The following is a 14,018-nucleotide window of genomic DNA, read 5'->3' as shown; positions in this document are numbered from 1 at the left end:
TTACTTGCGCGCAGCCAGAACTTCTGCTGGTTGAACAATATTTTCGGCCGACTTGTTGGACCAGCTGTTACGTGTATAGGTAATAGCGGCAGCGATCTCGGTATCGGACAATGTCGCTTTCCAGGCAGGCATGCCGCCCTTGCCGTTCAGTACCAGATGAATCTGGTCGGCTTTCGGGCCGGCGACAATTGGCGAACCGTCCAGGGCAGGGAAGGCGCCGGGCACGCCCTTGCCATTAGCCTGGTGGCAGGCTGCGCAATTGGCGTTGAATACTTTTTCGCCGCGCTGTTTCAGCTCGTCGATGGTCCATACCTTATTAGGATCGTCCGCCAGCGCAGCCATTTCCTTTTTCTTGGTATCTACCCAGGCCTTGTATTTTTCTTCGGATTCGACAACAACGACGATAGGCATGAACGCATGTTCCTTGCCGCACAGTTCCACGCACTGGCCGCGGTAAGTACCTTCTTTTTCAGCTTTGAACCAGGTATCGCGGACATAGCCGGGAATCGCATCCTGCTTGACGCCGAATGCAGGGATGGTCCAGGAGTGGATAACGTCGTTGGCGGTAGTAATGATGCGCACCTTCTTGTTCACGGGAACGTGCACTTCATTGTCCACTTCCAGCAGGTAAGTGTCGCTGCGCGCTTCCGTCGGGGCAACGCCCGGTGCGCCAACCTGCGACCTTGGGGTCTTCAGCGTGGACAGGAAGGAGATGCCTTCGCCGTCACCCTTCAAGTAGTCATAGCCCCATTTCCACTGCATGCCGGTGGCTTTGATCGTGATATCTGCATTGGACGTGTCTTTCATCGCCACCACGGTACGGGTAGCCGGCAATGCCATGCCGATAACGATGATGAAAGGAACCACGGTCCAGGCGATCTCGACCGAAGTGCTTTCATGGAAACTGGCAGCCTTGTGGCCCAGGGATTTGCGATGCTTGAAGATCGAGTAGAACATCACACCGAATACGGCGACGAAAATCACCAGGCAGATGATCAGCATCAGGTTGTGCAGCGAATAAATCTGCTGCGCAATCTGCGTCACCGGCGGTTGCAGGTTAGTCTCCAGCACAGCTGGGCCGCCCACGATGTCCTTGACTTCGCCAGCCGCCCAAGATGGCAAACCCGTCGCCAGCAGAGACGCTCCAAGCACTAACGATTGTAATCGCTTCGCATGTTTCATGATTTCCCCAAAAACCCAAATAGAATTCTTTAACAAACCGACATGAGTGCGCTCTGCAATTCCCGCACAAATTCACGCCGCCTGCTTACCATTAAATACCGCCCCACCTTGACCAAAAGCTGCTGTGCCCGCAATTCCACCAGTCCTCCGGGCGAATCGGGCAAATCAACTTTGACAAACAGTGGATAAAGTCTGTATTCGTGAACATGGCTTCCCTGTACTACAACGACCAGCAGGCACTCCCTGGTCAGGGAAACATATTCACGATCACCAGCGTGACGCGCGTAGATGAGAAATGCGGCACCGACACCCAGCATTTCCAAAAATGAAAAACAAAGCACCAGCCATGCGCCATTCACCAGAAAAATGATGGCAATACTGAAAGATACACTACAAAGTACACAGTAAAACAAGGCTAGCTGTTTGGGTGACAATGCGCAATTTCGCTTCATCAGCCATTCATGAGATTCCATCCGACGCACCCAAGATCGACAGTCATTTCAATGACATTCGCTGGCGACTTCCACAACTGCGAGAGTATAAGACGTAAAGTAGGCTTATATCAAGCAGAATACTTGTCGTGACGCCAGTAAATTGCACAAAAATAAATCAAAATAAAGCATCATTTCTTGAAACAATTCTCGTTACTGCGGCGGTTTTTTGTGCAAATCAAGGCGAATAATTGATTCCCCGCTAGAAATTTTCTTTGGTGCCGGCCGAAATGCATGGCCGTAAACTATTTCAAAAGTCAGCGCCACCCTGTTGTCAGCACCACGCATCTTATCAAATGCATCACACAGGCGGCGCCATGCCTGCCGACCCAGCAAGCCGGTGCGCCGTGTCAGCAGCGGATTTCCGCCCAGGGCACGCACATCCGTAACCAGCTTATCCAAAGTGTCATAGGTCAGCGTGATTTTTTCCATGTCCATCACCGGTGTGGAAAAACCGGCGTTGACCAGCATATCGCCAAAATCGTGCATGTCCACGAAGGGCAGCGTATGCGGCAACTGGTCGACACCGGCGAAGGCCTGGCGCAGCTCCACCAGCGTATCCGGGCCGAAGCAGGAAAACATCAGCAGGCCCTCGGTGCGCAGCACCCGCCTCCACTCGGCAAACACCAGGTCCGGCTGGGGATGCCAGTGCAACGCCAGATTGGACCAGACCAGGTCCACCGCATTGGCCGGCAACGGCAGCCGAGCGAAATCGGCGCAGGCCAGCCCCTCGTTCTGCGCGCGGCGCAAGACCGGCGGCGTCCATTTTGCCAGCAGCCGGCCCACCGAACTGACCGCTGCCCTCTGGTTTTGCATCGCGGCGGCCAGCATCTGCGGCGATGCGTCGGCGCCCATCACATGCGCCTCCGCATATATTTTTTGCAAATGAACAATATCGGCGCCTTCGCCGCAGCCGGCATCCAGCACGCGCTGCGGCTGTATCTTCACCAGCTCCAGCTTTTCGCGCATGCGGCCGGCAATTTCACGGCGCAGGAAATCAGAACCGATGATTTTTTCGGGTTTTGCAAATAGCTGGCGTACGGTTTTTAAATCGATCGGGGCGCTTAACATGGGGCAGGATGGGGATGGAATAGTCTGATTGGGCTGCGCAAGCCCATGCGGGATGCGATAATGCGCAGAGTTTACACGTTTGCCGCCCTGGCCGCAGGATGGCGCGGCTTTTACAACACCAGTCCTGGCTCCGCCAGCGATCAAGACCGACATGTTTGCACAACTATCCGCCTTGCTGCCGTCTGCCTGCGCCTTATGTGGAGAACATGGCAAGCTCGTGGTGTGCGCTGCCTGCCACGCGGCTTTCCTGAACGTTCGTCTGACACGCTGTATGCAATGCGCGCTGCCACTACCTCGGGAGGATACCGGAGGCAGCAGCCGATGCGGCGCCTGCCTGACCGATACACCCGCATTCGACCACACGGTAGCTGCCTGCAACTATGCCGCACCGCTGGACCAATTGGTGCTGAACCTGAAATTTGCTCATCACCTGGCGCTGGCGCCGGTATTTTCAGCAGTGCTGCGCGACGCCATCCTGGAGCAACGCGGCACACCTTTGCCGGACCTGCTGACCATGGTGCCGCTGGGGCAAAACAGGCTGGCGGAGCGCGGCTTCAACCAGGCACTGGAAATCGCCAGGCCGCTGGCCCGGCACCTAGGCATCTCGCTGGAGCCGCTTTTGCTCAACCGCAGCCGAGAAACCGCGCAGCAAAGCGGTCTGCATCCGGACGACAGGCAAAAGAACGTGCGCAATGCCTTCATGCTGGCGCCTGCCATGCTGGACAGGATCAAGGGCCGGCACATAGGCATCGTGGACGACGTGATGACCACCGGCACCACGCTGAATGAAATCGCGGCGATGCTGAAACGCTTCGGTGCCGCCAGGGTCAGCAACTACGTGTTTGCGCGCACCTTGCCCCATTAATCAGTAAAGAGCTTACAAGGAGAATAGCTTGTTTCATGTAGTCCTGGTCGAACCGGAGATCCCGCCCAATACCGGCAACATCATCCGCCTGTGTGCCAACACCGGCGTGCAGCTGCACTTGATAGAACCACTGGGCTTCCCACTGGACGATTCCAAGATGAAGCGCGCCGGCCTGGACTACCACGACTATGCGACGATGAAGGTGCATAAGAACTGGCAGGCCTACCTGGCGCAGGAGCAGCCTGATGCCGGCCGCATGTTTGCAATGACCACACACGGCTCCGCGCCGTTTGCGCAGGTGGAATTCAAACCCGGCGATGTGTTTGTGTTCGGCGCCGAGACCCGCGGCCTGGCGCCGGAGCTACGCGAATCTTTTCCGGCAGCACAGCGCATACGCCTGCCGATGCGGCCGGACAATCGCAGCCTGAACCTGTCCAATACGGTGGCGGTAGTCGTGTATGAAGCCTGGCGCCAGAACGGCTTTGCCGGCGGCGCCTGAATGACTACCTGACTTGCCACCTTATTTACTGAGCCTGACCTTGGCCAGCAGCTTGCTGGTCGAGCGGTCATGCACAAACTCTATCGCAGCCACCTTGCCGCCATAAGCCAGTACCGCCTGCCCCTCAGGAATGGCTGCCATGTCGTAATCGCCGCCCTTGACGTAGATGTCGGGGTGCGCCAGTTGCACCGCTTCCAGCGCAGTATCTTCGGCAAACTCCACCACCAGGCTAACCGACTCCAGCGCAGCCAGCACAGCCATGCGGTCTTCGCAGGCATTGACGGGACGGTCGTCGCCCTTACCCAGCCGTCTGACGGACGCATCGGTGTTGACCGCGACCACCAGCGAGCCTCCCAGCGCCTTGGCCTGCGCCAGGTAGCTGACGTGGCCGCGATGCAGGATATCGAATACCCCGTTGGTCATCACCACCGGCTTGGGCAGCCCCGCCACGCGGCTGGCGAGTTCCTTACTGTTGGTCATTTTGGTTTCGAAATTCGGCATAGGGTGTGATGAAATAAAAATGGCCACGAAGAGCGGCCATTTTATATGAGACTGCAGCGCGTCTGCGCTGCATATTGTTTATGTCGCGATTTGTGCCGCGACTATGTAGGGATGTATGTCCGCGATCTATACCGCATTCGCAGCTGCGGCGGCACTGGCGGCAATACGCTGCGTAATTTCCTTGCGATAACGGTTCAAGTCCTGCACCGACTCAAAAGTGCGCTCGAACAGCAGCGACATATTGTGCAAGATACGATCCACGACTTTCTTTTCCCAGTTGCCGTCAAAATTGATCTGGCCATCCAGCCAGCGTTCCAGCCAGGCCGGGTCCGGCAGACGGCTCTGTATCGTATCGTTGGGGAACAGCGCCTGGTTCACATGCAGGTTGGTCGGGTGCAGCGGCTTTTCGGTGCGGCGGGCGGACGCCATCAACACGCCTATCTTGGCGAATGCAGCGCGCGCGGTGTCGCCCACTTCCGACAAAGATTTTTTCATGTAGCGCAGATAGGCGCCGCCGTGGCGTGCCTCATCCTGGCTGATGATCTTGTAGATTTGCTTGATGACGGGTTCGGTATGCCAGTCGGACGCGCAGCGGTACCAGTGGTTCAGCCGGATTTCGCCGCAGAAGTGCAGCATCAGTGTTTCCAACGGCGGCGCGGGGTCGAACTCGAAACGCACATTGTGCAACTCTTCCTCGGTCGGCACCAGCTCAGGGTGGAAGCGGCGTAGATACTCCATCAGCACCAGTGAATGTTTTTGTTCTTCGAAGAACCAGATCGACATGAAAGCAGAAAAATCGCTGTCGCCGCGGTTGTCGCGCAGAAACATTTCTGTTGCAGGCAATGCAGACCACTCGGTGATCGCATTCATCTTGATCGTTTGAGCCTGCTCCTTGGTCAGCTTGGAGTCGTCGTACTGGTCCCAGGGAATATCGGTATCCATATTCCAGCGGACCTGCTCAAGCGATTTAAACAATTCTGGGTAAAGCATGTTGACCTTCACACAAAGATAGAAAATAGAGTAACTTATCTAATTTTAGCAGACAGATGTGACATCTTCACTACCTTGTTTGATAAATGCGAATCGTTTCAAGATTTTTCCCGGATTATGAATATCAAATTGATAATTCAGGGAATTTTGTAAAGTAGTTTATAGCCGTCCAACAGCATATTTAATATTACGCTACCATTCGGCTATCGGATTCAACCCCTCTACACGGAGATAGACCATGCACAAGAAATTAGTTGCCGGAATGATCGTTTTATTCAGCATCCTGGCCGGCGGTATCACATCCAGCGCATCGGCAGCGGTGCCGGAAAGCTGCCCGGCCATTCTGCACCATACGTTTAACCGCCTGCAGGATGACGCCAAACAAGACCTCTGCCAATATACAGGCAAGGTAACCTTGGTCGTCAATACCGCCAGTTATTGTGGTTTTACTAAGCAGTATGAAGGCCTGGAAGCGCTGCATGCCAAATATAACCCCAAAGGCCTCGTGGTACTGGGCTTCCCGTCCAATGATTTCGGCAAACAGGAACCGGGCTCCAGCAAGGAAATAGCGGACTTCTGCTTTAATACCTACGGCGTCAAATTCCCGATGTTCGCCAAATCCTCGGTCACCGGCAAGGATGTAAATCCCCTGCATGCCGAGCTGATCAAGGCTACCGGCAGGACGCCTAAATGGAATTTCACCAAATACCTGATCGACAGAAAAGGCAATGTCGTCGCCTCCTATCCTAGCGAAACAACGCCGGATGATAAAAAGCTGGTCGCCGACGTGGAAAAAGCACTGGCCGAATAAGTTCTACCCTTCCCTCGATTGCAAAAGCCTGGTTCCGCCAGGCTTTTTTCATTTCCGCCCCTTGCGGCGATCCGGCCGGCACGCTGCGCCTGGCTTACTGCCCCCAAGTAACATTTTTTTGCAAAAACTGAATCCAGTTTGGCAAGCGTCCCGTATATCCCTCACATACGCAGCAATAAAAATATCAAAAAGATCATACGAAGCCCTATAGGGCCACTCACTGGACATGAAGACCATGAACATCGCCGTCATAGGATCAGGTATCTCAGGTTTGTCCTGCGCTTATAAACTGAGCCGCGCAGGACATGCGGTGTCGCTGTTCGAAGCCAATGACTATTTTGGCGGCCATACGCACACTGTCGACGTTGAACTGGACGGCCATCGCCATGGTGTGGACACCGGTTTCCTGGTTTTCAACCACCGCACCTACCCGCAGCTGGTACAGCTGTTTGACGAATTGGGCGTGGAAACCGCGGCTACCGATATGTCATTCTCGGTAAAAATGCCGGTCGACAATAGAACGCTGGAATGGGCGGGCGCCAGTCTCGACACCGTATTTGCGCAGCGGCGCAACCTGATCAACCCCGGCTTTTTGCGCATGCTGTCCGACATCATCCGGTTCAATCGCCAGGCAAGCGCCATCGCCGCACTGATGCAGGACGCCGACATCCACCTGTCGCTGGGCCGTTTTCTGGAAAAACATAAATACAGCACCGAATTCCGGCATTGGTATCTGCTGCCCATGGCTGCCTGCATCTGGTCCTGCCCGGCGGAAGAAATGCTGGAATTTCCCCTGTCTTCTTTCGTGCGCTTCTGCCACAACCACGGTTTACTGCAAGTCAACAACAGGCCGCAATGGCGCACCGTCAAAGGCGGCGCCAGGAAATATGTAGACGAAATGCTGGTACAGATAACGCAGACCTACCTGAAAACGCCGGTACAGTCGGTACGCGCAAGCAACCGCAACACAGTGCTGGTTCAGGCCGGCGGGGTGCAAAGGGAATTCGATCATGCGGTGCTCGCCGCACACAGCGATCAAAGCCTGAAATTGCTGACGGATGCCACCTCCGACGAGCGTGCCGTGCTGTCCGCCATCACGTATCAGCCGAACCGTGCAGTGCTGCATACCGACGCGCGCTTCCTGCCACAGCACCGTAAAGCCTGGTCGGCCTGGAACTACCAGAGCAGTAGCGGCGCGGACCCTCGCGTCTGCGTGCACTACCTGATCAACCAGCTGCAACCGCTGCCGTTTACGACACCGGTCATCGTCAGCCTGAATCCAATAGAAGAACCCGCGCGGGGCAAGCTGATTGCCGAATACGACTATGCACACCCGTTTTTTGACCAGGCTGCCATTGCAGCACAGGCGCTGCTGCCCGCCATACAGGGCAAGCGCAATATCTGGTTCGCGGGCGCATGGACCGGTTACGGCTTTCATGAAGACGGGCTGAAATCGGGTTTGCTGGCCGCCGAAGGAATAGCGCAATCAAGTGCGCGGCAAACGGCCCGGGCTGCCTGAACCGGCATGGACGCGCACAATCCCATGAATACGGCAACGAGCCCAGACGCCACCCAGCTATGCACCGGCGCCGTCAGGCACAAGCGCCTGCGCCCGGCGCAGAACGCGTTTACCTACGGCGTCTTCTTCCTGCGCATTCCCTTGAAAGCGTCGGCGGCAACGCCATTGCCGGCCCGTTTCTTTTCACACAATCGCTTCAACCTTTTGTCCTTCCATGATAAAGACCACGGCGACGGCAAGCAGGCTCCGCTGGCCTGGGTCAACGGCATTTTGCAGCAGCAGGGCATTGCCGATGCCGACGGTGAAATCTGGCTGCAATGTTTCCCGCGCGTGTTCGGTTACGTATTCAACCCGGTGTCTTTCTGGTTTTGCCACCGCCAGGACGGCGCGCTGCGCGCCATCGTCGTGGAGGTCTGCAATACCTTTGGCGAAAAACATGTGTACCTGCTGGAGACCGGCACAGTCCAGGCTTACGGCCAGGAATTGACGGCCAAGAAGATTTTCCACGTATCTCCCTTTTGCCCGCTGGAAGGCGGATACCGTTTCCATTTCATGCAATCGGAAAGGCAAGCCGGCGGGCAGATGCTGCAACACCATGTCGCCAGCATCGACTACGACGATGCGTCCGGCCCGCTGCTGCTGACCAGCATATCGGGTATTGCGCAACCCTTGAGCGACCGTGCACTGGGCTGGGCCATGTTGCGCTTCCCCCTGATGACGCTGGCCGTCATCGTCCGTATCCATGTACAGGCCCTGCGCCTGTGGCTGAAGCGGATTCCTTTCTTTTCCAAACCGGCGCCACCCGCCAGCGACATCAGCAGATAAAGAGACAAAAAATGGCCACTAATTCTTTTACCCTGGAAAATACCCGTCAAGCCAGCCTGGACACCAGCGGCTTTCCTGCGGAAGCGCAGTTCATCATCCGCCTGCTGCAAAAGCTGGAACATGGCAGCCTGCAGATGCTATTTCCCGACGGACAAACCGCCGGCTTCGGCAACGGCACACCAGCCGTCAGCCTGAACTTGCGTAACTGGCAGGTCTGCAACGCAATCCTGAAGTCCGGCGACATCGGTTTTGCCGAGACCTATATCGACGGCCACTGGACTACCAATAACCTGCCTGCGCTGATAGAACTGATCTCGTATAACCGTCGGCACCTGGAAGAAATTATTTACGGTACCTGGTGGGGCAATCTCCTATACAGGGCAAGGCATCTGCTAAATCGTAACTCGCGCACCGGCAGCAAAAAGAATATCCATGCCCACTACGACATCGGCAACGACTTCTACCGCCTGTGGCTGGATCCGACGATGACTTATTCCAGTGCACTGTTTTCATCCGGCCACGTCGTCAGTCTGCAGGATGGCCAGGTCAACAAATACCGCCGCATCCTGGATGAATTGCAGGTCGGCTTCGGCTCCAGAATTCTGGAAATAGGCTGCGGCTGGGGCGGCTTTGCCGAGATTGCCGCCGGCGAGACTGGGGCCCATGTGACGGGGCTGACCTTGTCCGGCGAGCAGCTGGAATTTGCGCAGCAGCGACTAAACCGCGCCGGCCTGCAACAGCATAGCCAGCTCAAGCTGCAGGACTATCGCGACAGCAAGGGCGAATACGATGCAATCGCCTCCATAGAAATGTTTGAAGCTGTCGGCGAGAAATACTGGCCCAGCTACTTCGACTGCATACACCGCAACCTGAAGCAGCACGGTCGCGCCTGCATACAGACTATCGTCATCGATGATGCGCTGTTCGACCGCTACCGCAAGGGCACAGACTTTATTCAGCAATATATCTTCCCGGGCGGCATGCTGCCTTCTATTGAGGTCTTCACGCAGTACGCGGAAAACCACGGTCTCAAGGTCGTTGAAACCTTCAGTTTCGGCATGGACTATGCCCGCACCTTGTTGGAATGGCGCACCGCGTTCGCAGAGAAACTGCAGGAAATCAAGGCACAGGGCTTCGATGAAAAATTCCTGCGCACCTGGGAATTCTACCTCGCGTATTGCGAAGCAGGCTTCCGCGCGGGCAGTATCAATGTCACGCAATTCACGCTGGTCAAACCATGACACTGGCGTTTTGCAGGCTTGCCCGCATGGCGCTGGTTTGCCTGTGCATGCTGGCGGCAAACGCATGGGGCAAAGAAACCGCACCTGAGCCCTCGGAAGTCCCTGCACCTGTTCAAGCTGAATTCTCCCATGCACACCTGGCGGGCGCAGGCAGCTTCCGCTGGTTCGGCCTGAAAATCTATGACGCTGCGCTATGGGTCACAGACGCCGGCTATCGCGACGACGCGCCCGGCAAGAACAAATTTGCACTGGAACTGCAATATGCGCGTGCCCTGGTCGGCACAAAAATTGCCAAAGCCAGTTATGAAGAAATCACCAGGCTGAAACTGGGCAGCGAAGAAACCCGGCAGAAATGGCTGACACAGATGAACCGCCTGTTTCCCGACGTGCGCGAAGGCGACCGCATTACCGGCATCTACCTGCCGGCGCAGGGCGCGCGGTTTTACCTGAACGGCAACGCTCTCGGCGAAATAGCCGATGCAGAATTCGCGCACGCCTTCTTTGCGATCTGGCTGGACAAGAACACGACCGCGCCGGCATTGCGCAGCAAGCTGCTGTCGCAGGCAGCGCCTGCTCCGTCCATGACATCACCTGCCTCTTCAACGGCCGCAACTGCTGACCCTAACCCTGTACGCACGCCATGACAAATACATTGATGAGCTACGACAAAGACCTTGACATGGTCGTGGAGTTTTTCGAAACGCTGACGCTGCAATCCTGCCAGCAGCTGCACCTGATCTACACCGGCGACGCCTTCTTCAAAGACCCTTTTAATGAAGTGGAAGGCCTGGACGAGATCAAGCCTATTTTCCTGCACATGTTTGCGCAGGTGGGCAACCCCCATTTCAAAATTCATAGCCGCGTGCTGCAGCACAATGAAGCCTTCCTGACCTGGGATTTCCTGTTTGAGATGAAGCGCAAGCCCGGTGTCGAACAACGCATACGCGGGGCCACGCATCTGCGCTTCAATGCGGTGGGCCGTGTCAACTATCATCGCGACTACTGGGACGCGGCGGAAGAACTGTATGAAAAAATTCCGGTACTGCGCGGCCTGATGCGACTGCTGAAGAGGATCGCCAGTAAATAGTCGTTTGCCGCCACGTTCTTGCGGCATGTGCGGCGCCCCTGGCCAATAAATCCAGGCTTATTACAAATTCGTCATAATCGCGTCATCTTCCTGTTGCGGTGATATCTCTAGACTTCCGTTCATGCCAGTCAAATGCGGTTCAAGCCTTACCGGCCTGCCGCAAGACTGGATTGATCACCCTACCCATTGGAGAATGAACATGAACGCGAAGAAATTAGTTATATTATTGGCACTGGCAGCGGCAAGCTCTGTTGCTTTTTCCCAGGAGATATCAGTCTCTCCAAATGCAGCTGGCAAGACCCGCGAGCAAGTAGTCAATGAATTGCGCGAAGCGCGGCAACAGGGAACCCTGTTTTCATCCGACTACGACTGGCCTACCTTCCCCGTGCTGAAATCCACGCTGACCCGCGCTGAAGTCGTTGCCGAAGTCAAGGAAGCACGTCAGGATGGCAGCCTGCTGGCGGATTCCGACTATGACTATCCGCATATCTCCCCCGTTGCAGCAGGCACAGGCAAGACGCGCGCGCAAGTCAAACAGGAACTGGCGATGGCCCGCGCCGACGGTACGCTGTTTGTGTCGGACTGGGACTATCCCGTGGTCAGCCATCCACAAGCCGGCAGCCACGCGGCCGTTGCCGCCGGCGCCAGCGGCGCAAGCCATGGCTAAGGGCTAAGGGCTAGTGAGCCAGGTTGCCGGATAATGCAGCGGCGCGCCGTTGTCATATCCGGACCGGGTGTTGCAGCCACGGGTAGCGCTGGAAGCGCTGCGCTTCAAATGCTCTGGTTTCTTCCTGGTGCGCCAGGCTCAGGCTGATCTCGTCCGAGCCTGTCATCAACGCCTCCTTCACATAAGCTGAAATGGCAAACCCATAGGAATTTCCGTATCCATCGCTGACAGTCTGGTTTTCCAGGCTGACCGTCAGCACATAGGCAGGCAAGTCGCGCATGCGCCGGAAAATGTCTTCTATCTGCGCCTCCTCCAGTGCCACCGGCAGCAGGCCGTTCTTGTAGCAATTGCCCATGAAAATTTCGGCAAAGCTGGTCGCCAGCACCACCTTGAACCCGTATTGCAGCAGGGCCCACGGCGCATGCTCGCGTGAGCTGCCGCAACCGAAATTTTTACGCGCCAGCAGGATGGCCGCCGCCCGGTAGCGCGGCTGGTTCAGCACAAAATCCGGATTCAGCGGCCGCTTGCTATTGTCGGCGCCCGGTTCCCCTTCATCCAGGTAGCGCCAGGCATCGAACAGGTTGTCCCCAAAGCCGGTGCGGAAAATTGATTTCATGAATTGCTTGGGAATAATGGCATCGGTATCCACATCATCGCGGTCCAGTGGAGCGACGAGGCCTGAGAAGCTAGCAAATTTTTCCATCAGTTTTCTCCTGTGACCCCGGCATCAAAAAGCAAAGCCACATCCACGCAATGGCCGGCGATCGCCGCGGCGGCGGCCATCGCCGGACTCATCAAATGGCTGCGTCCACCCGCACCTTGGCGCCCTTCAAAGTTGCGGTTCGACGTCGATGCGCAGCGCTCGCCCGGCGCCAGCCTATCCTCGTTCATCGCCAGGCACATCGAGCAGCCCGGCTCATGCCAACTGAACCCTGCATCGGTAAATATTCTGTCCAGGCCCTCGTGTTCGGCCTGCTGCTTGACCAAGCCGGAACCCGGTACGACCATTGCCATCTTTACCGTAGGCGCCACCGCTCCCCCCAGCTTTTTCACCACCGCAGCCGCGGACCGCAGGTCCTCGATGCGACTGTTGGTACAGGAGCCGATGAATACCTTGTCGAACGAAATTTCCTGTATCGCCAACCCCGGTGCCAGCCCCATATACGCGAGTGCGCGTACCATCGCAGCGCGCTTGCCCGGGTCGCCTTCATCGGCAGGATCGGGCACCGTGCCATCGATGTCGGCCAGCATCGCCGGTGACGTGCCCCATGTGACCTGCGGCCTCAGGAACGAAATATCAATGCCTAGCTCGTGGTCAAAATGCGCGCCATGATCCGACACCAGCGTGCGCCAGTGCTGCACGGCCTGCTGCCAGTCTGCGCCGGCAGGCGCGGAGGGACGTCCTTGCAGGTAGGTAATCGTGACGTCGTCCACCGCCACCAGTCCGCTGCGCGCGCCGGCTTCTATCGCCATATTGCACAAGGTCATGCGCGCCTCCATCGACAACGCAGAAATGGCCGGGCCGCTGAATTCTATCGTCATGCCGACGCCGCCATCACTGCCTATGCTGCCGATGATATGCAGGATCAGGTCTTTGGCGCTGCAACCGGCAGGCATTGTTCCCGTGACCTCAATGCGCATATTGCGGCTTTTCTTTGCCGGCAGCGTCTGCGTCGCCAGCACGTGCTCAACCTCGCTGGTGCCTATGCCGAACGCCAGCGCGGCAAACGCACCGTGGGTGCTGGTATGCGAATCGCCGCAGACGACAGTCATACCCGGCAGCGTCACGCCCTGCTCGGGACCGACAATATGGACAATACCCTGCCTGCGGTCATGCAGTCTCAGTTGGGCAATGCCGTGTTTTTCACTATTGTGTGCCAGCGTTTCCACCTGCAGGCGCGCCAGCGGATCACTGATTCCCTGTGCGCGGCCGGAGGTCGGTACATTGTGGTCGCAGACCGCCAGATTGGCAGCAGCGCGCCACACCGGGCGCTGTTGCAATTCCAGGCCTTCAAATGCCTGCGGACTGGTCACTTCGTACAGCAGATGGCGGTCTATATACAGCAACGCCGTGCCATCCGGCTCTGTCCTGACAACATGCTCATCCCATAGCTTGTCGTATAAAGTCCGTGCTTTTAACATCCTTAGTCCTTCCGGAACAGTAACTGGAATTCATTTCATCCATAGGAGTGAGATGCGTTTGCCTATTGAAATCAATCCAGCGTGCGGACCCGTTCACCCCCGCTCCTGGTGATGAAATGCGTTCCAA

16 protein-coding genes are annotated in these 14,018 nt (G+C 56.7%); 9 read left to right on the top strand and 7 right to left on the bottom strand.

Annotated elements, in window-relative coordinates; all coding sequences use genetic code 11:
• From coxB to ACO0LO_RS23835, 3 genes are all read right to left on the bottom strand, one after another.
• A complete protein-coding gene (gene coxB, locus ACO0LO_RS23845; RefSeq protein WP_422968083.1) occupies nucleotides 1-1,182 on the bottom strand; it encodes a cytochrome c oxidase subunit II in 1,182 nt (393 codons plus the stop codon).
• Nucleotides 1,183-1,211: 29 nt separating this feature from the next.
• Complete coding sequence (locus tag ACO0LO_RS23840) at nucleotides 1,212-1,655, bottom strand: DUF2244 domain-containing protein (RefSeq protein WP_422968081.1); 444 nt, start codon at nucleotides 1,653-1,655, stop codon at nucleotides 1,212-1,214.
• A 171-nt stretch (nucleotides 1,656-1,826) separates the two neighbouring features.
• The gene (locus ACO0LO_RS23835; protein WP_422968080.1) at nucleotides 1,827-2,744 is read right to left on the bottom strand and encodes a methyltransferase domain-containing protein; all 918 of its coding nucleotides are present in this window, start codon (nucleotides 2,742-2,744) and stop codon (nucleotides 1,827-1,829) included.
• A 151-nt stretch (nucleotides 2,745-2,895) separates the two neighbouring features.
• On the opposite strand from ACO0LO_RS23835, the gene ACO0LO_RS23830 reads away from it, so the two are divergent.
• Nucleotides 2,896-3,609, top strand: coding sequence for a phosphoribosyltransferase family protein (locus tag ACO0LO_RS23830; RefSeq protein ID WP_422968078.1), 714 nt, complete (start codon nucleotides 2,896-2,898; stop codon nucleotides 3,607-3,609).
• 28 nt (nucleotides 3,610-3,637) lie between these two features.
• On the top strand, nucleotides 3,638-4,108 hold the full coding sequence (gene trmL, locus ACO0LO_RS23825; RefSeq protein ID WP_422968076.1) for a tRNA (uridine(34)/cytosine(34)/5-carboxymethylaminomethyluridine(34)-2'-O)-methyltransferase TrmL: 471 nt from the start codon (nucleotides 3,638-3,640) through the stop codon (nucleotides 4,106-4,108).
• 21 nt (nucleotides 4,109-4,129) lie between these two features.
• Here the strand turns inward: trmL and rfaE2 are convergent, their stop codons facing one another.
• Nucleotides 4,130-4,609: a D-glycero-beta-D-manno-heptose 1-phosphate adenylyltransferase gene (rfaE2, locus tag ACO0LO_RS23820; protein WP_422968074.1), complete on the bottom strand. Its 480-nt coding sequence runs from the start codon at nucleotides 4,607-4,609 to the stop codon at nucleotides 4,130-4,132.
• A gap of 126 nt (nucleotides 4,610-4,735) precedes the next feature.
• Nucleotides 4,736-5,599, bottom strand: coding sequence for a ferritin-like domain-containing protein (locus ACO0LO_RS23815; protein WP_422968072.1), 864 nt, complete (start codon nucleotides 5,597-5,599; stop codon nucleotides 4,736-4,738).
• Nucleotides 5,600-5,861: 262 nt separating this feature from the next.
• On the opposite strand from ACO0LO_RS23815, the gene ACO0LO_RS23810 reads away from it, so the two are divergent.
• The 7 genes from ACO0LO_RS23810 to ACO0LO_RS23780 all read left to right on the top strand — a co-directional run bounded on the left by ACO0LO_RS23810 (nucleotide 5,862) and on the right by ACO0LO_RS23780 (nucleotide 11,749).
• Nucleotides 5,862-6,410: a glutathione peroxidase gene (locus tag ACO0LO_RS23810; protein ID WP_422968226.1), complete on the top strand. Its 549-nt coding sequence runs from the start codon at nucleotides 5,862-5,864 to the stop codon at nucleotides 6,408-6,410.
• 235 nt (nucleotides 6,411-6,645) lie between these two features.
• Nucleotides 6,646-7,929, top strand: coding sequence for an NAD(P)/FAD-dependent oxidoreductase (locus tag ACO0LO_RS23805; protein WP_422968070.1), 1,284 nt, complete (start codon nucleotides 6,646-6,648; stop codon nucleotides 7,927-7,929).
• A gap of 24 nt (nucleotides 7,930-7,953) precedes the next feature.
• Entirely contained in the window at nucleotides 7,954-8,754 is an 801-nt protein-coding gene (locus tag ACO0LO_RS23800) for a DUF1365 domain-containing protein (protein WP_422968068.1), read from the top strand.
• An 11-nt stretch (nucleotides 8,755-8,765) separates the two neighbouring features.
• A complete protein-coding gene (locus ACO0LO_RS23795) occupies nucleotides 8,766-9,995 on the top strand; it encodes a class I SAM-dependent methyltransferase (protein WP_422968066.1) in 1,230 nt (409 codons plus the stop codon).
• Entirely contained in the window at nucleotides 9,992-10,639 is a 648-nt protein-coding gene (locus tag ACO0LO_RS23790; RefSeq protein ID WP_422968064.1) for a chalcone isomerase family protein, read from the top strand. The genes ACO0LO_RS23795 and ACO0LO_RS23790 overlap by 4 nt, the downstream gene beginning before the upstream one ends.
• On the top strand, nucleotides 10,636-11,082 hold the full coding sequence (locus ACO0LO_RS23785) for a nuclear transport factor 2 family protein (RefSeq protein ID WP_422968062.1): 447 nt from the start codon (nucleotides 10,636-10,638) through the stop codon (nucleotides 11,080-11,082). Before ACO0LO_RS23790 ends, ACO0LO_RS23785 begins: the two co-directional genes overlap by 4 nt.
• Nucleotides 11,083-11,281: 199 nt before the next feature.
• Complete coding sequence (locus ACO0LO_RS23780) at nucleotides 11,282-11,749, top strand: DUF4148 domain-containing protein (RefSeq protein WP_422968060.1); 468 nt, start codon at nucleotides 11,282-11,284, stop codon at nucleotides 11,747-11,749.
• A 52-nt stretch (nucleotides 11,750-11,801) separates the two neighbouring features.
• Here the strand turns inward: ACO0LO_RS23780 and leuD are convergent, their stop codons facing one another.
• Together leuD and leuC are read right to left on the bottom strand one after the other, a co-directional pair.
• Nucleotides 11,802-12,452 carry a 3-isopropylmalate dehydratase small subunit gene (leuD, locus tag ACO0LO_RS23775; RefSeq protein ID WP_422968058.1) on the bottom strand — a complete coding sequence of 217 codons (651 nt, stop codon included), beginning with the start codon at nucleotides 12,450-12,452 and terminating at the stop codon, nucleotides 11,802-11,804.
• Nucleotides 12,452-13,891 (bottom strand): 3-isopropylmalate dehydratase large subunit, encoded by a 1,440-nt coding sequence (leuC, locus tag ACO0LO_RS23770; RefSeq protein WP_422968056.1) that lies wholly within the window; start codon nucleotides 13,889-13,891, stop codon nucleotides 12,452-12,454. Before leuC ends, leuD begins: the two co-directional genes overlap by 1 nt.
• Nucleotides 13,892-14,018 lie beyond the last annotated feature (127 nt).

Source organism: Undibacterium sp. TJN25 (genome assembly GCF_049339885.1).
In the GTDB taxonomy this organism is placed as follows: domain Bacteria; phylum Pseudomonadota; class Gammaproteobacteria; order Burkholderiales; family Burkholderiaceae_D; genus Undibacterium.
This window is presented reverse-complemented; position numbering and strand designations above follow the sequence as displayed.